Source organism: Streptomyces sp. NPDC037421 (assembly GCF_055602105.1).
In genome coordinates, this window is the sequence record NZ_JBVJWV010000008.1 from 252,493 (window position 1) to 271,444 (window position 18,952).

Sequence of the window (18,952 nt, forward strand, 5' to 3'; positions counted from 1 at the left end):
ATTGAAGAGGATGAACCGAACGATCGGTCGGTCGGGCGGACGGCACACTCTGACAGGGGACCGGGATGGTCGCAGTGACCCCGGAAACGGGCACGTCAGGCACGGTGGACGGCGCGGTGGACGGGCAGTCCGCAGACCTCGGCGCACAGCTCCGTGCGGACTTCGACGCCGCCGTGGCGGCCGACGAGCGCGTGGAGCCCCGGGACTGGATGCCCGAGGAGTACCGCGCCTCCCTGGTCCGGCAGATGGCTCAGCACGCCCACTCCGAGATCATCGGCATGCAGCCCGAGGCCAACTGGATCACCCGCGCGCCCTCCCTGCGCCGCAAGGCCATCCTCATGGCCAAGGTGCAGGACGAGGCGGGCCACGGCCTCTACCTCTACAGCGCCGCCGAGACCCTCGGCACCAGCCGCGACGAGCTGCTCGACAAGCTCCACTCGGGCAAGCAGAAGTACTCCTCGATCTTCAACTACCCCACCCTGACCTGGGCCGACGTCGGCGCCATCGGCTGGCTCGTGGACGGCGCGGCGATCACCAACCAGGTGCCGATCTGCCGCTGCTCCTACGGCCCCTACGCCCGCGCCATGGTCCGGATCTGCAAGGAGGAGTCCTTCCACCAGCGCCAGGGCTACGAGCTGCTCCTCGCCCTCTCGCAGGGCACCGAGGCCCAGCACGTGATGGCGCAGGACGCGGTGAACCGCTGGTGGTGGCCCTCCCTGATGATGTTCGGCCCGCCGGACGACGAGTCGGTCCACAGCGCACAGGCGATGGCCTGGCGGATCAAGCGCCACTCCAATGACGAGCTGCGCCAGCGCTTCGTGGACATCGCCGTCCCGCAGGCCGAGTCGCTGGGCCTGACCCTGCCCGACCCGGACATCAAGTGGAACGAGGAGCGCGGGCACCACGACTTCGGCGCCATCGACTGGGCCGAGTTCTGGGACGTCCTCAAGGGCAACGGCCCCTGCAACGAAGAGCGGATCAGCCAGCGGCGCAAGGCGCACGAGGAAGGCGCCTGGGTCCGCGAGGCCGCCTCCGCCTACGCCGCGAAGCACACCAGCACCGGACGAGAGGTACAGGCATGACGCAGAACTGGCCCCTGTGGGAGGTGTTCGTGCGCTCGCGCCGCGGCCTCTCGCACACGCACGCGGGAAGCCTGCACGCCCCCGACGCGGAGATGGCCCTGCGCAACGCGCGCGACCTCTACACGCGGCGCAACGAGGGCGTCTCCATCTGGGTCGTGCCCTCCACCGAGATCACCGCCTCCTCGCCGGACGAGCGGGACCCGTTCTTCGCCCCGTCCGCCGACAAGCCCTACCGGCACCCCACCTTCTACGAGATCCCCGAGGGGGTGCGCCACCTGTGAGCGCCGGCACCGACACCCACACCGCGGCCGCCCTCGCCCTCGGCGACGACGCGCTGATCCTCTCCCACCGCCTCGGCGAGTGGGCGGGCCACGCCCCCGTCCTGGAGGAGGAGGTCGCCCTGGCCAACATCGCCCTCGACCTGCTCGGGCAGGCCCGCCTGCTGCTGTCCATGGCGGGCGACGAGGACGAGCTGGCCTTCCTGCGCGAGGAGCGCTCCTTCCGCAACCTCCAGCTGGTCGAGCAGCCCAACGGGGACTTCGCCCACACCATCGCCCGCCAGCTGTACTTCTCCTTCTACCAGCACGAGCTGTACACGGACCTCGCCGCCGGGGACGGCCCGTTCGCCCCGCTCGCGGCCAAGGCCGTGAAGGAGACCGCCTACCACCGGGACCACGCCGAGCAGTGGACGCTGCGCCTCGGCGACGGCACCGAGGAGAGCCGGTCCCGGATGCGCACGGCGCTGGACGCCCTGTGGAAGTTCACCGGGGAGATGTTCCGGCCGGTCGAGGGCCTCGGCCTGGACCAGGCCGCCATGGAGGCCCTGGAGGGCCGCTGGCTGGCCGCGCTGGGCGACGTATTGGACCGGGCGGGGCTCGCCCTGCCCGAGGGGCCGCGTACGGGCGCCTGGGCCGCCGGAGCCGGCCGCCAGGGGCTCCACACGGAGCCGTTCGGGCGGCTGCTCGCCGAGATGCAGCACCTGCACCGCAGCCACCCCGGAGCGTCGTGGTGAGCGCCGGGGCCGGGACCACCCGCCTGGAGGCGGAGCTGGCCGAGCTGGCGGGTTCCGTCCCCGACCCCGAACTGCCCGTGCTGACCCTGGCCGAGCTGGGCGTCGTGCGCGGGGTGCGGATGCACGAGGACGGCCACGCCGAGGTGGTCCTGACCCCGACGTACACCGGCTGCCCGGCCATCGAGGCCATGTCCGCCGACATCGAGCGGGTCCTCACCGGCCACGGCATCCCCGAGGTGCGCGTCACCACCGTGCTGTCCCCGGCCTGGTCCACCGACGACATCAGCGCCGAAGGCCGACGCAAACTGGCCGAGTTCGGCATCGCGCCGCCCCGCCCGCACTCCACCGGCGGACCGGTACCGCTGACGCTGTCGGTGCGCTGCCCCAACTGCGGCTCGACGGACACCGAACTGCTCAGCCGCTTCTCCTCCACCGCGTGCAAGGCGCTGCGCCGCTGCGTCTCCTGCCGCGAACCGTTCGACCACTTCAAGGAGCTGTAGATGGCCGCACCCCGCCACGGCGCGTTCCACCCGCTGACGGTGGCGGCAGTCGACCGGCTCACCGACGACTCGGTGGCACTGACCCTCCGGGTCCCCGAGGAACTGCGCGAGGACTACCGCCACGCCCCCGGCCAGCACCTGACGCTGCGCCGCGGCGCCGCCGAGGGCGCCGAGGTCCGCCGCACCTACTCGATCTGCTCCCCCGCCCCGGCCCCCGACGGCCCCGGCCCGGCCGAGCTGCGGGTGGGCGTGCGCCTGGTGGAGGGCGGCGAGTTCTCCACGTTCGCGCACAAGGAGGTCGCCGCCGGCGACGTGCTGGACGTCATGGTCCCGGCCGGCCGGTTCGTGCTGGATCCGGCCGCCGCCCCGCGGGCGGCGCACTACGCGGCGATCGTCGGCGGCAGCGGCATCACCCCCGTGCTGTCGATCGCCGCCACGGTGCTGGCGGCGAGGCCCGACGCCCGGTTCTGCCTGGTGCGCAGCGACCGCACGGCGGCCTCGACGATGTTCCTGGAGGAGGTGGCCGACCTCAAGGACCGCTACCCCGACCGCTTCCAGCTGGTCACCGTGCTCTCCCGCGAGGAGCAGGAGGCCGGACTGCCGTCCGGGCGGCTCGACGAGGACCGGCTGGTGTCCCTGCTGCCCGCGCTGCTTCCCGTCGAGGAGGTGGCGGGCTGGTTCCTGTGCGGGCCCTACGGGCTGGTGACCGGCGCGGAGCGGGCCCTGGGCGCGCTGGGCGTCGTACGGACCCGGGTGCACGAGGAGATCTTCCACGTCGAGGACACCGCCCCGCAGACCCCCGCCCGCTCCGTCCCGTCGCCGGCCCACGGCCGGGTGACCGCCCGGCTCGACGGCCGCTCGGGCACCTGGCCCGTACAGGACGGCGAGTCCCTGCTGGACACCGTGCTGCGCAACCGCGCGGACGCCCCGTACGCCTGCAAGGGCGGGGTGTGCGGCACCTGCCGGGCCTTCGTGGTCTCCGGCGAGGTGCGGATGGACCGCAACTTCGCGCTGGAGGCGGAGGAGACCGACGCCGGGTTCGTGCTGGCCTGCCAGTCCCACGCCATGACGGAGGAAGTGGAGATCGACTTCGACCGGTAGGCCCGTGGGGCGTCCGGCGTGTCCGGGGCCTGTCCAATTGCCGCAGGCTGCTCTATCTTGACGCACCGTCAGATCAGGGCGTATCCGGTGCGCGCAGGAGGACAGGCAGTGGACTTCACCTTCACCGAGGAACAGCAGGCCGCCGTCGAGGCCGCCCGGGCCGTCTTCGCCGGCGTCGTCCCCGACGGCGTCCCCAGCCCCGCGCTCACGCCCGGGGCCGTCGCGGACGACTTCGACCGGCCGCTGTGGGCCAGGCTCGCCGGCTCCGACCTGCTGGGCCTCGTCCTCGCCGAGGAGCACGGCGGGGCCGGCCTCGACGCCATCGCCCTGTGCCTCGTGCTGCGCGAAGCGGCGAGGGTACTGGCCCGGGTGCCCCTGCTGGAGCACTGCGCCACCGCCATGGCCGTCCAGGCCCACGGCAGCCCCGAGCTGGCCGCCGCCCTGCTGCCCGGCGCCGGGAACGGCACGCTCGTCCTCACCGCGGCGGCGCACGGCCGGACCGGCCACGACCCCGCCGAACTCGCCGTCACCGCACGCCGCGAGGGCGCGGACTGGCTCCTGGACGGGGTGCAAACCTCCGTGGCGTGGGCCCACGGCTGCGACTGGATCGCGGTCCCCGCCCACAGCGGCGGGGGCGAGGCCGTCCTCGCGCTCCTGCCCCGCGTCACCCCGGGGCTCACGCTCGCCGACCAGTGCTCCACCAGCGGCGAGCGGCTCGCCGAACTCACCCTCGACGCGGTACGGGCGCCCGCCACCCACGTGATCGACGCCCCCGGCGCCTGGGACCGGCTCCACCAGCTCCTGGCCACCGGCACCTGCGCCCTCGCACTCGGCCTCGGCGAGGCCGCCCTCACCATGACCAGCCAGTACACCGGCAAGCGGGAGCAGTTCGGCTTCCCCGTGGCCACCTTCCAGGCCGTCGCGGTGCAGGCCGCCGACCGCTACATCGACCTGCGCGCCATGGAGGCCACCCTCTGGCAGGCCGCCTGGCGGCTCGACGCCGCGACCGGCGGGGCGGGCGGCCCGCTGCCCAGCGCCGGGGACGTCGCCGTCGCCAAGATCTGGGCCTCCGAGGGCGTACGCCGTGTCGTGCAGACCGCCCAGCACCTGCACGGCGGCTTCGGCGCCGACACCGACTACCCGCTGCACCGCTACCACGCCTGGGCCAAGCAGCTGGAGCTCCAGCTCGGCCCGGCCGCCGCGCACGAGGAGGCCCTGGGCGACCTGCTGGCCGCCCACCCGCTGGCCTGAACGGCGACTAGAGCACGAAGGCCGGGTTCCCGCTGTCCGCCACCATCGGGCGCCCGGCACGGTCCCACGCCTGCATCCCGCCGTCGACGTTCACGGCCTCGATGCCCTGGCGCACCAGGTACTGGGTGACCTGCGCGCTACGGCCGCCCACCCGGCACATCACGTAGGCGGTACGGCCGTCCGCGACCGCCTCCGTGACCTCGCCGAAGCGCGCCACGAAGTCGCTCATCGGGACGTGCAGCGCACCCTCGACGTGCCCGGCCGCCCATTCGTCGTCCTCACGGACGTCGAGGACGAAGCCTTCGGCGGGCACCGCGGCGGCGTCCACCGAGGGAAGGGGTCCGAGGTTCATAAAAGTCGCCTTCTCTCTTCACGGATCTGGTCTGCCAACCTATCCGAAGCCCCGGCCGGGCCGGGCTCAACCGGCGCTGTACGACGCCAGCTCCGCCTCGCGCTCGGAGACCTGCGCCAGCAGCTGCTCCGCGATCTCCTCCAGCAGCCGGTCCGGGTCGTCCGGAGCCATCCGCAGCATGGCTCCGATCGCGCTGTCCTCCAGCTCCTTCGCCACCAGTGAGAGCAGCTCCTTGCGCTGGGCCAGCCACTCCAGCCGGGCGTACAGCTCCTCGCTCTCGCTCGGCCGGACCTCCTCGGGCGCCGGGCCGGCCTCCCACTCCTCGGCCAGCTCGCGCAGCAGCCGCTCCTCACCACGCCCGTAGGCGGCGTTGACCCGGGCGATGAAGGCGTCGCGGCGCGTGCGCTCCGCATCGTCCTGCGCCAGGTCGGGATGGGCCTTGCGGACCAGCTCGCGGTACAGGCGCCGCACCTCCTCGGTGGGCCGCACCCGCTGCGGCGGCTGCACCGACCGGTCGGTGAGCATCGCGGCGGCGTCGTCGGAGATCCCGTCCGAGCCCAGCCAGTCGTGGAACAGCTCCTCCACCCCGGGCATCGGCATGACCAGCGCGCGGGCCTCCCGGGCCCGCCGCAGGTCCTCGGGATCGCCGGTGCGGGCCGCCTTCGCCTCCGCGATCAGCGCGTCCAGCTCGTCGAGGCGCGAGTACATCGGGCCGAGCTTCTGGTGGTGCAGCCGGGAGAAGTTCTCGACCTCCACCCGGAAGGTCTCCACGGCGATCTCGAACTCGATCAGCGCCTGCTCGGCGGCCCGCACGGCGCGCTCCAGCCGCGCCTCGGGCCGCTCGTCACCGGGGACGGCGGACTCTTCGGGGGCGGTGTGTTCGGTCTGCTCGCTCACCCGGCCAGCCTACGGCCCGCCCCGGGCCACGTTTCTCCCCCGGCCACCGCTGGGAGGTGCCACCGGTGAAACGCAGGGGATGTTTCACGTGAAACGTGGCCCGGCCGGCCCCGCCCCGCCGCCGGGCCTCGCCGGCCCCGCCCCGCCGCCGGGCCCCGCCGGGCCCCGCCGGGCCCCGCCGGACCGGCCGCTCAGACCCCGGACTCCGCCGCGACACGTCCCGAGCGCACCGCCGCCACCAGATCCGCGTGATCGGCCTCGCTCCGGTCGGCGTAGGCCACGGCGAAGGCGGCCATCGCCTCGTCCAGCTCCTCGTTCTTGCCGCAGTACCCCGCGAGCAGCCGCGGATCGGCGCTGTGCGCGTGCGCCCGGGCCAGCAGGGCACCGGTCATCCGGCCGTAGTCGTCGATCTGGTCCACGGCCAGCGCCGCCGGGTCCACGCTGCCCTTGCGGTTGCGGAACTGCCGGACCTGGTAGGGGCGCCCCTCGACGGTGGTCCAGCCCAGCAGGATGTCGGAGACCACCTGCATCCGCTTCTGCCCGGCCACCACCCGGCGGCCCTCGTGCTCCTCCTCCGGCGCGTGGAAGCCCAGCCCGGGCAGGTGCGGCAGCAGCACCGACGGCCGCGCCTCCTTCACCTGGAGCACCAGCGGCTCGCCCCGGTGGTCCAGCAGCAGCACCACGTAGGAGCGGGTGCCCACGCTGCCGGTACCGACGACGCGGAAGGCCACGTCGTGGATCGAGTACCGGGCCAGCAGCGGCAGCCGGTCCCCCGACAGGGTCGCCAGGTACGGGCCCAGCGAGGCGGCCACGGCCGCGGCCTCCCCGTCCCCGACCCGCCGCAGCACCGGCAGCGCGTCCACGAAGCGCCGGCTGCCGTTCGCGAGGACCTCGGTCGACTTGGCGGCGAACCGGGCGGAGGTGTTGTTGCGGGCCTTCTCCGAGACCCGCTCCAGCGTGCCCAGCAGGTCCCGGGCGTCGGTGTGGGAGACCAGCTCCTCGTCCGCGATCGCGTTCCACGCGTCGAGCGCGGGGAGCTTCGCCAGCAGCCGCATGGTGCGCCGGTAGGCGCCCACCGCGTCCCGCGCCGCCGCCAGGCAGGTGTCCTCGTCGGCGCCCGCCACCCGCCCGGCGAGTATCAGGGAGGTCGCCAGCCGCTTCACGTCCCACTCCCACGGACCGAAGACGGTCTCGTCGAAGTCGTTCAGGTCGATCACCAGCCGGCCGCGCGCGTCCCCGTACAGGCCGAAGTTGGCCGCGTGGGCGTCACCGCAGATCTGCGCGCCCACGCCGGTCACCGGACCGCCGGACAGGTCGTGCGCCATCAGCCCGGCCGCCCCGCGCAGGAAGGCGAAGGGGTTCGCGGCCATCCGGCCCACCCGTATCGGGGTCAGCTCGGCGACCCGCCCCACGTTGGACTCCTCCACCGCGCGCACCGCGTCCGGACGCCCGGCGGGCGCCTCGAACCGCGCGTGGGCCGCACGCGGCACGCGCAGCCGCAGCGCCCTCCCCGCCGCCCTGGGCGAACCCGTCACGCTCCGCGGCGCGAAGCCCGCGACGCGCGGGATCCGCCCGCCGTCCCACCCCGCGGCCGAGTCCGCCGACACGCCCGACGCTTCGGCCACCACACCCGCCGCCGCGTACTGCTCCGGTATCGCCACCATCCGCGCTGCCCCGCCCTGTTCGCGCCACGCCGGCCACCTCGTGGCCGATCAAGTCCGGCCAGACCGTACCTAGAGCCCGGCGTCCCTGGCCAGCAGGGCCGCCTGAACCCGGTTCTCGCACCCCAGCTTCGCCAGGATCCGGCTCACGTACGTCTTCACCGTCGCCTCGCTCATGTGGAGCCTGCGCCCGGCGTCCGCATTGGACAAGCCCTCCCCCAGCAGCGCCAGCACACCGCGCTCCCGCTCGCTCAGCTCCGCGACCCGCCGCCGGGCCTCCTCGCCGCGCCCCGCGGCCGGCCCCGTGGCCAGCTGGTCCACCACGTGCCGGGTCGCCCCGGGCGAGAGGTACGCGTCCCCGGCCGCGGCCGCGCGGACGGCACCGATCAGCTCACCGGGCGCCGAGTCCTTCAGCAGGAAGCCCGCGCCGCCCTGGCTCAGCGCCCGCAGCACGTTCTCCTTCTCCCCGAAGGTGGTCAGGATCAGCGCCCGCACCGCCGGCACGGCCCGCCCCAGCTCGCCCAGCGCCGTCAGCCCGTCCATCACCGGCATCTGGATGTCCAGCAGCACCACGTCCGGGGCGTGCGACAGGGCCAGCTCGACCGCCTCCCGGCCGTTGGCCCCCTCGGCGACGACCTCGATGTCCGGCGCAGAGGTCAGGATCATCCTGATCCCCGCCCGGATCAGCGGCTCGTCGTCAGCGATCACCACTCTGATCACCTTGGCTGTCACCCGCACGCTCCTACTGCTTGACCTCGTACGCCTGCTTGTCGACGAGCTTGCCGTCCTTGAAGCAGAACCGGAAAACGGTGTCGTCTTCGGACCACTCCGAGGTGGCGCTGGAGAGCAGCGCCAGGCAGTCCGAGCCCTCCGGCCGCGGCGGGCCCTTGCGGTCCATCCCCGCCGTCAGCATGCTCTCCCCGTTCGGCAGCCGCCCCCGCACCGACTCCTCGGTCTCGCCCACGTGGACCGCGTCGTACTCCTCCCTGCTGATCATCGCCTTGTTCGCGGAGCCGACCAGCATCACCACCGCGGCCCCCATCACGATGATCAGCAGCACCAGCGCGGCGACCGCGATCCCGCAGCCCATCGCCACGCCCCCGGTCCGGGTGCGCACCGGCACCGACAGCTCGCGGTCCAGCGCGGCCCAGTCCAGCGGCGGCGCGTCCTTCAGCGCCAGCCCCCGGGCCTGCGAACGCTGTCCGAAGTCGTCGGCCACGTCCTCGACGAGCCCGGCCGGCTCCGTCCCGTACGGCAGCACGCCCGCCACCCGGAACCCGCCGTCCTCGGTCGACCCCGCGTGCACCATGCCGCCGACCAGCCGGGCCCGCTCCCGCAGCCCGGTCAGCCCCTGCCCGCCCGACACGACCTCGCCCGGACCCCGGCCGGTCGCCGGACCGTTGGCGATCTCCACCACCAGCGAGTCGTCCTCGTAGCGCAGCTCCACACTGATCGGCGACCCCGGAGCGTGCTTGTAGGCGTTGGTCAGCGCCTCCTGCACGATCCGGTACGCCGCGTGGTCGCAGGCCGCGACCAGCGGCCGCGGCCGCCCCGCCGTGCCCAGCCGTACGTCGGTCCCCGCGGCCCGCGCGGCCTCCACGATCCCGGCGATCCCGGCCACCCCCCGCGCGGCCGGCTGCGCCTCCTCCACCGGCGCGGGCGCCTCGACTCCGTCGCGCAGGATCCCGACGACCTCGCGCAGCTCGTGCATGGCCGCCACCGAGGCCTGCCGCAGCACCCCCACCGCCTCGCGCTGGCGGTCGGTCAGCGCGGGGTCCACCTCCAGCGCCCCCGTGTGCACCGAGATCAGCGCCAGCTGGTGGCCCAGGCTGTCGTGCATGTCCTGGGCGATCCGCTGCCGTTCCCGCAGCCTGGCCTGCCCGGCGACCATGGTCCGCTCGCGCACCAGCTGGTCGTTGCGCTCCTGGAGGGCGCCCAGCAGGGTCCGGCGCTGGTGCCAGTAGCGGCTGGCCAGGCCCGGCATGACGGTCGCCGCGAGGAAGAGCAGGGTGGAGAAGACGGCCACCAGCAGCGGCCGCATCTGCGTCCACTGGTCGACCAGGGTGATGCCGACCACCGCGAGGAAGGCCAGCAGGAACGCGCCGAGCGCCCGGCCCACGCCGACGATCCGGCGGCCCGCGGACCAGCCCAGCACGACCGTCACGAGGAACACCCCGGGCAGCAGCGCACTGGCCGCCGAGCCCACCACCAGCGTGGCCGCCGGGAGCCTCCGGCGCAGCAGCATCAGCGACACCACGGCCACGACCCCGAGCACCGTCTTCAGTACGGAGCTGTTGCTCAGTTCGTCCACGCCGACACCGAGCAGCGCCAGCACCGCGGCGCTCGTCAGGTCCGCGGCCAGCATCCGCCCCGACCAGGGCTCCGGCCCCTTCAGCCAGTCCCAGCCCGCACGCGTCCTCGCCTTGGCATCCACACGCCCGACCCTAGACACCGGCCCGTGCCGCCGGCCGTCTTCTTTCGTCGCGTTCCGCACGACGAAAGTCGTACGGGGGGCCGGACATGCGAGAAGCCCCGATCCGGAGTCCGGATCGGGGCTTCCCCGATGTGGGCGAGGGGGGATTTGAACCCCCACGTCCCGAAGGACACTGGCACCTGAAGCCAGCGCGTCTGCCGTTCCGCCACTCGCCCGAGCAGCGTCCCAGTGGTTCTTCCCTTGCGGGCCGTTCCCCTGGCGACGTCGAAACATTAACACGTCGGACGGGCCTGATTGAAATCGCTTTCCGCGGCCCCCCTCACGACGACCGGGACGGCCCCTCCCACTGTCCCCTCCGGGTGCGGGACACTGTCCCTGGCGCACCCCTACGATCCCTTGTGAGCACCAACACTCCTGCGCGCAGGACCGAAGGGGAACCAGCCGAATCCGCCACGCGTGGATACGATCAGTAAGCAGTACAGGGCGACAACGACGGAGGAGGTGCCCCATGGGAGTCCTGAAGCGTTTCGAGCAGCGTCTCGAAGGTCTGGTGAACGGCACCTTCGCCAAGGTGTTCAAGTCCGAGGTCCAGCCGGTGGAGATCGCCGGCGCCCTCCAGCGCGAGTGCGACAACAACGCCACGATCTGGAACCGCGAGCGGACCGTCGTGCCCAACGACTTCATCGTGGAGCTCAGCGCGGGCGACTACGAGCGCCTGAGCCCCTACTCCGGTCAGCTCGGCGACGAACTCGCGGGCCTCGTACGCGATTACGCCAAGCAGCAGCGCTACAGCTTCATGGGCCCCATCAAGGTGCACCTGGAGAAGGCGGACGACCTGGACACCGGCCTCTACCGGGTCCGCAGTCGCACCCTCGCCTCCAGCACCTCCCAGGACTCCCCTCAGGCCGCCCAGGGCCAGCAGGGCGGATACGGCTACCCGCCGGTCGGCGCCCCGCCCATGCCCCCGGGCCCGCCTGCGGGCGGATCCGGCGCGCGCCCCGGCGCCGCGCCGGCGGCTCCCGGTGCCCCGGGGGCCATGCGCCGCTGGATCGAGATCAACGGCACCCGCCACCAGATCTCGCGCCCGACGCTCGTACTCGGCCGCAGCACCGAGGCCGATGTGCGGATCGACGACCCCGGCGTGTCCCGCCGGCACTGTGAGATCCGGACCGGAACACCCCCGACGATCCAGGATCTCGGGTCCACCAACGGCATCGTGGTGGACGGGCAGCACACCACCCGCGCTACGCTCCGCGACGGCTCGCGGATCGTCGTGGGCAGCACCACCATCATTTACCGGCAAGCCGAAGGGTGAAGCGGGGGCAATGTCAGAGCTGACCCTGACGGTCATGCGGTTGGGTTTCCTGGCCGTTCTGTGGCTGTTCGTCATCGTGGCCGTTCAGGTCATCCGCAGCGACCTCTTCGGTACGCGAGTCACGCAGCGCGGCTCACGCCGCGGCGGAGCCGCCGCCGGCGCCCCGCAGCAGGCGGGGCGGCAGGCCGCGCCGCCCCAGCAGCGCCAGCGCCGGGGCGCGCCGACCAAGCTCGTCGTCTCCGAGGGCACCCTCACGGGCACCACGGTGGCCCTCGCCGGCCAGACGATCACGCTGGGCCGCGCCCACGACTCCACGATCGTGCTGGACGACGACTACGCCTCCAGCAGGCATGCCAGGATCTACCCCGACCGTGACGGCCAGTGGATCGTCGAGGATCTCGGGTCCACGAACGGCACGTACCTCGACCGGACCCGGCTGACCACCCCGACGCCCATTCCGCCGGGCGCCCCGATCCGCATCGGCAAGACCGTCATCGAGCTGCGGAAGTAGTACGAGAATGAGCGAGCGGAGCGAGCGAGCCGCGGCGGTCCGTCCCACCGGGGACAGGGACCCGAGCGCGCTCCCGACCGGAGGGTGGGCAGTGTGGCTCGAGACCGGTTGTACCCCGAGGCGTCTTCAGGGCAGGTGCGCATGAGTCTGTCCCTGCGTTTCGCCGCCGGATCGCACAAGGGGATGATCCGCGAGGGCAACGAGGACTCCGGCTACGCCGGTCCCCGGCTCCTCGCCGTCGCCGACGGCATGGGCGGCCAGGCAGCCGGCGAGGTCGCCAGCTCCGAGGTCATCTCCTCGCTCGTCCAGCTCGACGACGACGTCCCGGGCTCCGACATCCTCACCGCCCTCGGCGTCGCCGTGCAGCGCGCCAACGACCAGCTGCGCGTGATGGTCGAGGACGACTCCCAGCTCGAAGGCATGGGCACCACGCTCACCGCCCTGCTGTGGACCGGCCAGCGCCTCGGTCTCGTGCACGTCGGCGACTCGCGCGCCTACCTGCTCCGCGACGGCGTCCTCACGCAGATCACCCAGGACCACACCTGGGTGCAGCGCCTCGTCGACGAGGGCCGGATCACCGAGGAGGAGGCGACCACCCATCCGCAGCGCTCCCTCCTCATGCGGGCGCTCGGCAGCGGCGACGTCGTGGAGCCCGACCTCTCCATCCGTGAGGTCCGGGCCGGCGACCGCTATCTGATCTGCTCCGACGGCCTGTCCGGCGTGGTCTCCCACCAGACCCTGGAAGAGACCCTCGCCGACTACCACGGCCCGCACGAGACCGTGCAGTCCCTGATCCAGCTCGCCCTGCGCGGCGGCGGCCCGGACAACATCACCTGCATCGTCGCGGACGTCCTCGACACCGACAGCGGCGACACCATGGCCGCCCAGCTGAACGACACCCCGGTCGTCGTCGGCGCGGTCGCCGAGAACCAGCACCAGCTCTTCGACGGCAACGCCATGCAGACCCCGGCCGGCCGCGCCTCCGGGCTCGGCCGCCAGGCCCCGCCGCCCGCAGGCGCCTTCGGCCCTCCCGGCAGCGGCGAAGCCCCCGGCTACGGATACCCCGACCAGAGCCAGGGCGGCGCACAGGGCAGCTTCGGCGCACCTCAGGCCCACGACGCCTACGACGCCGACGGCCAGTACGAGGACACGTACGACCACCCGCGCAAGCGGCGCAGCAAAGGGCGCAAGTGGACCGTGCGCACGCTGATCCTGCTGCTCGTGGCCGGCGTCGTCGGCGGCGGCCTGTACGCGGCGCACCGGTGGACGCAGACCCAGTACTACGTCGGCGTCAAGGGTGACCATGTCGCGCTGTACCGCGGCCTCAGCCAGAACCTGGCCTGGATCCACCTCTCGGAGGTGGAGACGGATCACCCCGAGATCGAACTGAAGTACCTCCCGCCCTTCAAGCGCAAGCAGGTCGAGTCCACGATCAGCGAGAGCAGCCTCGACGGTGCGCGCAAGAAGATCGAGGAACTCGGGGTCCAGGTCTCCGCCTGCAAGCAGGACGAGGCCCGCCGCGCTTCCGAAGCCCAGGGCAACCAGACGCCCGGCCCCAGCCTGACTCCCGCGGAGCAGGCTGTCGTCGGCCAGTGCGAAAAGCAGTAGACATACGCGGGCACAGGGGGCCTGCCACACCATGAGCGTTGTCACCAACACGACCACCATCGGCGCCATCGAGGCGCCGAGCCGACGGAACACCGAGCTCCTGCTGCTCGCCTTCGCCGTGGTCATCCCGATCTTCGCCTACGCCAACGTGGGCCTTTCGATCCACGGCGAGCTGCCCCCGGGCATGCTGCTCTACGGGCTCGGCTTCGCCGTCCTCGCGGGCGTCGGCCACCTCGTCGTACGCCGGTACGCCAAGTACGCCGACCCGCTGCTGCTGCCGATCGCGACGCTGCTCAACGGCCTCGGCGTCGTCCTGATCTGGCGGCTCGACCAGTCGGAGCGGCTTCAGAACCTCGCCAAGCGCAGCTTCGGCACCTTCTCGGAGTCCGCCCCGCGCCAGATGATGTACACGGGGCTCGCGCTCGCCCTGTTCGCCGTCGTCCTGCTGGTCCTCAAGGACCACCGCGTGCTCCAGCGGTTCACGTACATCTCCATGGCCGGTGCCCTCGTCCTGCTGATCCTGCCCGTCATCCCGGGTCTGGGCGCGGACGTCTTCGGCGCCAAGATCTGGATCAGCGTCGGCGGCTTCTCGATCCAGCCGGGTGAGTTCGCGAAGATCGTCATCGCGATCTTCTTCGCCGGCTACCTGATGGTGAAGCGCGACGCGCTGGCCCTGGCCAGCCGCCGCTTCATGGGCCTCTACCTGCCGCGCGGCCGCGACCTCGGCCCGATCCTGATGATCTGGGCGATGAGCCTGCTCGTCCTCGTCTTCGAGAACGACCTCGGCACCTCGCTGCTCTTCTTCGGCATGTTCGTGATCATGCTGTACGTGGCCACCGAGCGGACCAGCTGGATCGTCATCGGCCTGCTCATGTCGGTCGGCGGTGCCACCGTCGTCGGCGCCACGGCCAGCCACGTCAAGGCCCGTGTCACCGCCTGGCTCGACCCCTTCGCCTGCTACTCCACGTCCGGCGCCTGCGAGCAGGTCGGCCAGTCGATCATGAGCTTCGGTTCCGGCGGGGTGCTCGGCACCGGCTGGGGCCAGGGCAACTCGGACCTGATCGGCTTCGCCGCCAACTCCGACTTCATCTTCTCCACCGTCGGCGAGGAGCTCGGCCTGACCGGCGTCATGGCCTTCCTCCTGCTCTACGGCCTGATCATCGAGCGGGGCGTCCGCACCGCCCTCGCCGCGCGCGACCCCTTCGGCAAGCTGTTCGCCATCGGACTCTCCGGCGCCTTCGCCCTGCAGATCTTCGTCGTCGCCGGCGGAGTCATGGGCCTCATCCCCCTCACCGGCATGACCATGCCCTTCCTCGCCTCCGGCGGTTCCTCCGTCCTGGCGAACTGGGTCCTCATCGCCATCCTCATCCGGATCAGCGACACCGCACGCCGACCTGCCCCGGCCCCCGCCCCGTCCCCCGACTCCGAGATGACCCAGGTGGTCCGCCCGTCATGAACAAGCCCCTGCGCCGCATCTCGCTGTTCTGCGGGCTGCTCGTCCTCGCCCTGCTGATCCGGACCAACTGGCTGCAGTACGTCCAGGCCGAGGACCTCAGCACGCGCAAGGAGAACCGCCGGGTCCAGATCGCCCAGTACGCCACCGAACGCGGCAACATCATCGTCCAGGGCCAGCCGATCACCGGGTCCGCCGTCACCGCCGGCAGCGACTACAAGTTCAAGCGGACCTACCTCGACGGCCCCCTGTGGGCGCCCGTCACCGGCTACGCCTCGCAGGCCTTCGGCTCCACCCAGCTGGAGTCCCTGGACGACGGCATCCTCACCGGCAACGACGACCGGCTCTTCTTCGACCGCACCATCGGCATGTTCACCGGGGAGAAGAAGCGGGGCGGCAACGTCATCACCACCCTGAACGCCGCCGCCCAGAAGGCCGCCTTCGACCAGCTCGGCAGCAAGAAGGGCGCGGTCGCGGCGATCGACCCGCGCACGGGCGCCATCCTGGCCCTGGTCAGCACCCCCTCGTACGACCCGTCCACCTTCGCCGGCAACTCCAAGGCCGACGAGAAGGCCTGGGTCGAGCTGAAGGACTCCGAGGACAAGCGGCTCGTCAACCGCGCCCTGCGCGAGACGTACCCGCCGGGCTCCACCTTCAAGGTGGTCACGGCCGCCGCCGCGCTGGAGAACGGCGTGGTCGGCGACATCAACGCGCCGACGGACACCCCCGAGCCGTACATCCTGCCCGGCACGAAGACCCCGATGGTCAACCACGCCTCCGGCTGCGAGAAGGCGAGCCTGAACGACGCGCTCAAGGTCTCCTGCAACTCGGTCTTCGCGAACCTGGGCGACAAGGTCGGCCGCGACAAGATGGTCGAGACGGCCCAGAAGTTCGGCTTCAACAACGACAAGATCGACACCCCGGTCCGCGCCTTCGCCAGCGTCTACGACAAGACCATGGGCCGCGACGGCAACGCGCAGAGCTCCATCGGCCAGTTCAACACCGCGGCCACCCCGCTCCAGATGGCCATGGTCACCGCCGCCATCGCCAACGACGGCAAGCTGATGAAGCCGTACATGGTCGACCAGCTCACCGCGCCCGGCCTCGACACGATCGAGAAGCACGAGCCCTCCGAGATGAGCCGGCCCCTCAGCGCGGCGAACGCGCAGAAGGTCCAGCAGATGATGGTCAACGTCGTCGAGAAGGGCACGGGAACCAAGGCCCAGATCAACGGCGTCAAGGTAGGAGGCAAGACCGGTACCGCCCAGCACGGCGAGAAGAACGCCAAGCGCCCCTACGCCTGGTTCATCTCCTACGCCGAGCTCCCCGACGGCAGCTCGCCCGTCGCCGTGGCCGTCGTCATCGAGGACAGCGCCGCCGACCGCGAGGACATCAGCGGTGGCGGCCTGGCCGCGCCGGTCGCGAAGGCCGTCATGGAAGCCGTCCTGAAGAACAAGGGATGAGAACCGGAGACAGGATCCGAGCGCTCGGTACCGGTCCGATATCAGCCTGTGGTCACGAACCGATCACCGACGATCGGCCGGTAGCCTTGCCGCGAACAGCACACCGCCGGACCACACACCGGTGCGGTCGGGACTGACGGAGAGGGCTGGAACGTTATGGAAGAGCCGCGTCGCCTCGGCGGCCGGTACGAGCTGAGCCACGTGCTCGGCCGTGGTGGCATGGCCGAGGTCTACCTCGGCCACGACACCCGGCTCGGCCGTACCGTAGCCGTCAAGACCCTGCGTGCCGACCTCGCCCGTGACCCGTCCTTCCAGGCCCGGTTCCGCCGCGAGGCCCAGTCGGCCGCCTCGCTGAACCACCCGGCGATCGTCGCCGTCTACGACACCGGCGAGGACTACGTCGACAACATCTCCATCCCGTACATCGTGATGGAGTACGTCGACGGCTCGACCCTGCGCGAGCTGCTGCACTCGGGCCGCAAGCTGCTCCCCGAGCGCACCCTCGAAATGTGCATCGGCATCCTCCAGGCCCTGGAGTACTCGCACCGCGCCGGCATCGTCCACCGCGACATCAAGCCCGCCAACGTGATGCTCACCCGGACGGGCCAGGTCAAGGTCATGGACTTCGGCATCGCCCGGGCCATGGGCGACTCCGGCATGACCATGACGCAGACGGCCGCCGTGATCGGCACCGCCCAGTACCTCTCCCCGGAGCAGGCCAAGGGCGAGCAGGTCGACGCGCGCTCCGACCTCTACTCCGCGGGCTGCCTGCTCTACGAGCTGCTGTGCGTCCGTCCCCCGTTCGTCGGCGACTCCCCCGTGGCCGTCGCGTACCAGCACGTGCGCGAGGAGCCCCAGCCCCCGTCGAACTTCGACCCCGAGATCACGCCCGTGATGGACGCCATCGTCCTCAAGGCCCTGGTCAAGGACCCCGACTACCGCTACCAGTCCGCGGACGAGATGCGGGCCGACATCGAGGCCTGCCTCGAAGGCCAGCCCGTCGCCGCGACCGCCGCCATGGGCGCCGCCGGCTACGGCTACCCCGACCAGGGCGGCTACGGACACCAGGGCTACGACCAGCCCACCACCGCCCTGCGCTCCACGGACGCCGGACAGACCTCGATGATGCCGCCGATGCCCCCCGGGGGCGGCGACGGCAACTACGGGTACGACAACCAGGGCCACGGCGGCTACGACCAGGGTCACGGCCGCCGCCAGCAGAAGAAGAGCCGCGCCTCGACGATCCTGCTGGCGGTCGCCGCCGTCCTCGTCCTGGTCGGCGCGATCCTGATCGGCAAGACCCTCTTCAACAGCACCGCGGACAACCGCCCCGCCGTGCCCAAGTTCGTCGGCCAGACCTTCGAGCAGGCGCAGAGCAGCGCCAAGAACATGGGCCTCGGCTTGGAGAAGGAGGCCGAGGAGCCCTGCGAGGACCAGCCCAAGGGCAACGTCTGCTCGCAGAACCCGGCACCCGACACCAAGGTCGACAAGGGCTTCACGGTCAAGGTCAAGGTGTCCTCGGGCGCCCCCAAGGTCGCGGTCCCCGACGTCACGCGGCTGAAGTTCGAGGACGCCGAGTCGAGCCTGAAGTCGAAGAAGTTCCAGGTCGAGAAGAAGCTCGTCGAGTCCGACACCGCCGCCCCCGGCACCGTGCTGGAGCAGAACCCCAAGAGCGGCAGCCAGGCCGAGCAGGGTTCGGTGATCACCCTCCAGGTCGCCAAGGAGGTCGCGAAGGGCCTCGTACCGGAGCTCAAGGGCCTGACGAAGGAAGCGGCGGTCAAGGCCCTGCAGGACGCCAAGCTGAAGCTCGGCAGCACCACGGAGGTCGACCAGCCCGGGGCCACGCCGAAGACGATCGTCGCGCAGCAGTACGAGGCCGGGACGCAGCTCCCCAAGGACACCCCGGTCAACGTCAGCATCGCCAAGGGCTCCGCGGCGCCGACCGTGGTCCCGCAGCTGGCCGGCCAGACCGTGGCCCAGGCCAAGAACACCCTCAAGCAGGCCAACCTGACCTTCGGGGCGGTCCTGGGCGGGCCGACGGACGACAACGCCGTGATCATGACCTCCGAGCCCGCTGTCGCACAGCCGGTCCCGGCGGGCACGGTCGTCAACGTCCGGACGATGGCCAATCCCAACCAGCCGCAGGACGGCGGCCAGCAGGGCGGAGGCTGGTTCGGCGGCCTCACCGGCGGCAACCGCCGCTAGTCGGCAGTACGGGAAAACGGGCCCGGGGGGGGGGGGGGGGGGGGGGGGGGGGGGGGGGGGGGGGGGGGGGGGGGGGGGGGGGGGAGGGGAGAGGGGGGGGGGGTGTT

General features: G+C 72.1%; 17 protein-coding genes and 1 tRNA gene. 12 read left to right on the forward strand and 6 right to left on the reverse strand.

Annotation, left to right across the window (positions count from 1 at the left end):
* Positions 1-65 precede the first annotated feature (65 nt).
* The 6 genes from paaA to ACZ7IF_RS15510 all read left to right on the forward strand — a co-directional run bounded on the left by paaA (position 66) and on the right by ACZ7IF_RS15510 (position 4,946).
* Positions 66-1,082 (forward strand): 1,2-phenylacetyl-CoA epoxidase subunit PaaA, encoded by a 1,017-nt coding sequence (gene paaA, locus ACZ7IF_RS15485; protein ID WP_470970285.1) that lies wholly within the window; start codon positions 66-68, stop codon positions 1,080-1,082.
* Positions 1,079-1,363, forward strand: coding sequence for a 1,2-phenylacetyl-CoA epoxidase subunit PaaB (gene paaB / locus ACZ7IF_RS15490; RefSeq protein WP_125813338.1), 285 nt, complete (start codon positions 1,079-1,081; stop codon positions 1,361-1,363). The genes paaA and paaB overlap by 4 nt, the downstream gene beginning before the upstream one ends.
* Positions 1,360-2,094, forward strand: a complete 735-nt coding sequence (gene paaC, locus ACZ7IF_RS15495) for a 1,2-phenylacetyl-CoA epoxidase subunit PaaC (RefSeq protein WP_470970293.1) — start codon at positions 1,360-1,362, stop codon at positions 2,092-2,094. The genes paaB and paaC overlap by 4 nt, the downstream gene beginning before the upstream one ends.
* Positions 2,088-2,594 (forward strand): 1,2-phenylacetyl-CoA epoxidase subunit PaaD, encoded by a 507-nt coding sequence (gene paaD, locus ACZ7IF_RS15500; protein ID WP_470970300.1) that lies wholly within the window; start codon positions 2,088-2,090, stop codon positions 2,592-2,594. Before paaC ends, paaD begins: the two co-directional genes overlap by 7 nt.
* Positions 2,595-3,695: a 2Fe-2S iron-sulfur cluster-binding protein gene (locus tag ACZ7IF_RS15505; RefSeq protein WP_470970304.1), complete on the forward strand. Its 1,101-nt coding sequence runs from the start codon at positions 2,595-2,597 to the stop codon at positions 3,693-3,695.
* Between the two features lie 108 nt (positions 3,696-3,803).
* Complete coding sequence (locus ACZ7IF_RS15510; protein WP_470970310.1) at positions 3,804-4,946, forward strand: acyl-CoA dehydrogenase family protein; 1,143 nt, start codon at positions 3,804-3,806, stop codon at positions 4,944-4,946.
* A gap of 7 nt (positions 4,947-4,953) precedes the next feature.
* Here the strand turns inward: ACZ7IF_RS15510 and ACZ7IF_RS15515 are convergent, their stop codons facing one another.
* The 6 genes from ACZ7IF_RS15515 to ACZ7IF_RS15540 all read right to left on the reverse strand — a co-directional run bounded on the left by ACZ7IF_RS15515 (position 4,954) and on the right by ACZ7IF_RS15540 (position 10,505).
* Positions 4,954-5,298, reverse strand: coding sequence for a rhodanese-like domain-containing protein (locus ACZ7IF_RS15515; RefSeq protein WP_470970315.1), 345 nt, complete (start codon positions 5,296-5,298; stop codon positions 4,954-4,956).
* Between the two features lie 66 nt (positions 5,299-5,364).
* A complete protein-coding gene (locus tag ACZ7IF_RS15520) occupies positions 5,365-6,195 on the reverse strand; it encodes a J domain-containing protein (protein WP_470970322.1) in 831 nt (276 codons plus the stop codon).
* 191 nt (positions 6,196-6,386) lie between these two features.
* The gene (locus tag ACZ7IF_RS15525; protein WP_470970329.1) at positions 6,387-7,859 is read right to left on the reverse strand and encodes a DUF2252 domain-containing protein; all 1,473 of its coding nucleotides are present in this window, start codon (positions 7,857-7,859) and stop codon (positions 6,387-6,389) included.
* A 69-nt stretch (positions 7,860-7,928) separates the two neighbouring features.
* Entirely contained in the window at positions 7,929-8,588 is a 660-nt protein-coding gene (locus ACZ7IF_RS15530) for a response regulator transcription factor (RefSeq protein WP_470970334.1), read from the reverse strand.
* A 10-nt stretch (positions 8,589-8,598) separates the two neighbouring features.
* Positions 8,599-10,290: a sensor histidine kinase gene (locus tag ACZ7IF_RS15535; protein WP_470970342.1), complete on the reverse strand. Its 1,692-nt coding sequence runs from the start codon at positions 10,288-10,290 to the stop codon at positions 8,599-8,601.
* A 132-nt stretch (positions 10,291-10,422) separates the two neighbouring features.
* Positions 10,423-10,505 (reverse strand) — tRNA-Leu (locus ACZ7IF_RS15540).
* A gap of 293 nt (positions 10,506-10,798) precedes the next feature.
* Between ACZ7IF_RS15540 and ACZ7IF_RS15545 the strand changes: the two genes are divergently transcribed.
* The 6 genes from ACZ7IF_RS15545 (at position 10,799) to pknB (ending at position 18,845) form a co-directional block, all read left to right on the forward strand.
* Positions 10,799-11,605 (forward strand): FhaA domain-containing protein, encoded by an 807-nt coding sequence (locus tag ACZ7IF_RS15545; RefSeq protein WP_470970348.1) that lies wholly within the window; start codon positions 10,799-10,801, stop codon positions 11,603-11,605.
* A 10-nt stretch (positions 11,606-11,615) separates the two neighbouring features.
* Positions 11,616-12,116 carry an FHA domain-containing protein FhaB/FipA gene (locus tag ACZ7IF_RS15550; protein ID WP_469113861.1) on the forward strand — a complete coding sequence of 167 codons (501 nt, stop codon included), beginning with the start codon at positions 11,616-11,618 and terminating at the stop codon, positions 12,114-12,116.
* Positions 12,117-12,257: 141 nt separating this feature from the next.
* On the forward strand, positions 12,258-13,724 hold the full coding sequence (locus ACZ7IF_RS15555; RefSeq protein WP_470970356.1) for a PP2C family protein-serine/threonine phosphatase: 1,467 nt from the start codon (positions 12,258-12,260) through the stop codon (positions 13,722-13,724).
* Positions 13,725-13,755: 31 nt separating this feature from the next.
* The gene (locus tag ACZ7IF_RS15560) at positions 13,756-15,180 is read left to right on the forward strand and encodes an FtsW/RodA/SpoVE family cell cycle protein (RefSeq protein WP_470970362.1); all 1,425 of its coding nucleotides are present in this window, start codon (positions 13,756-13,758) and stop codon (positions 15,178-15,180) included.
* The gene (locus ACZ7IF_RS15565) at positions 15,177-16,640 is read left to right on the forward strand and encodes a peptidoglycan D,D-transpeptidase FtsI family protein (protein WP_470970368.1); all 1,464 of its coding nucleotides are present in this window, start codon (positions 15,177-15,179) and stop codon (positions 16,638-16,640) included. Before ACZ7IF_RS15560 ends, ACZ7IF_RS15565 begins: the two co-directional genes overlap by 4 nt.
* Positions 16,641-16,796: 156 nt before the next feature.
* The gene (pknB, locus tag ACZ7IF_RS15570) at positions 16,797-18,845 is read left to right on the forward strand and encodes a Stk1 family PASTA domain-containing Ser/Thr kinase (RefSeq protein ID WP_470970373.1); all 2,049 of its coding nucleotides are present in this window, start codon (positions 16,797-16,799) and stop codon (positions 18,843-18,845) included.
* Positions 18,846-18,952 lie beyond the last annotated feature (107 nt).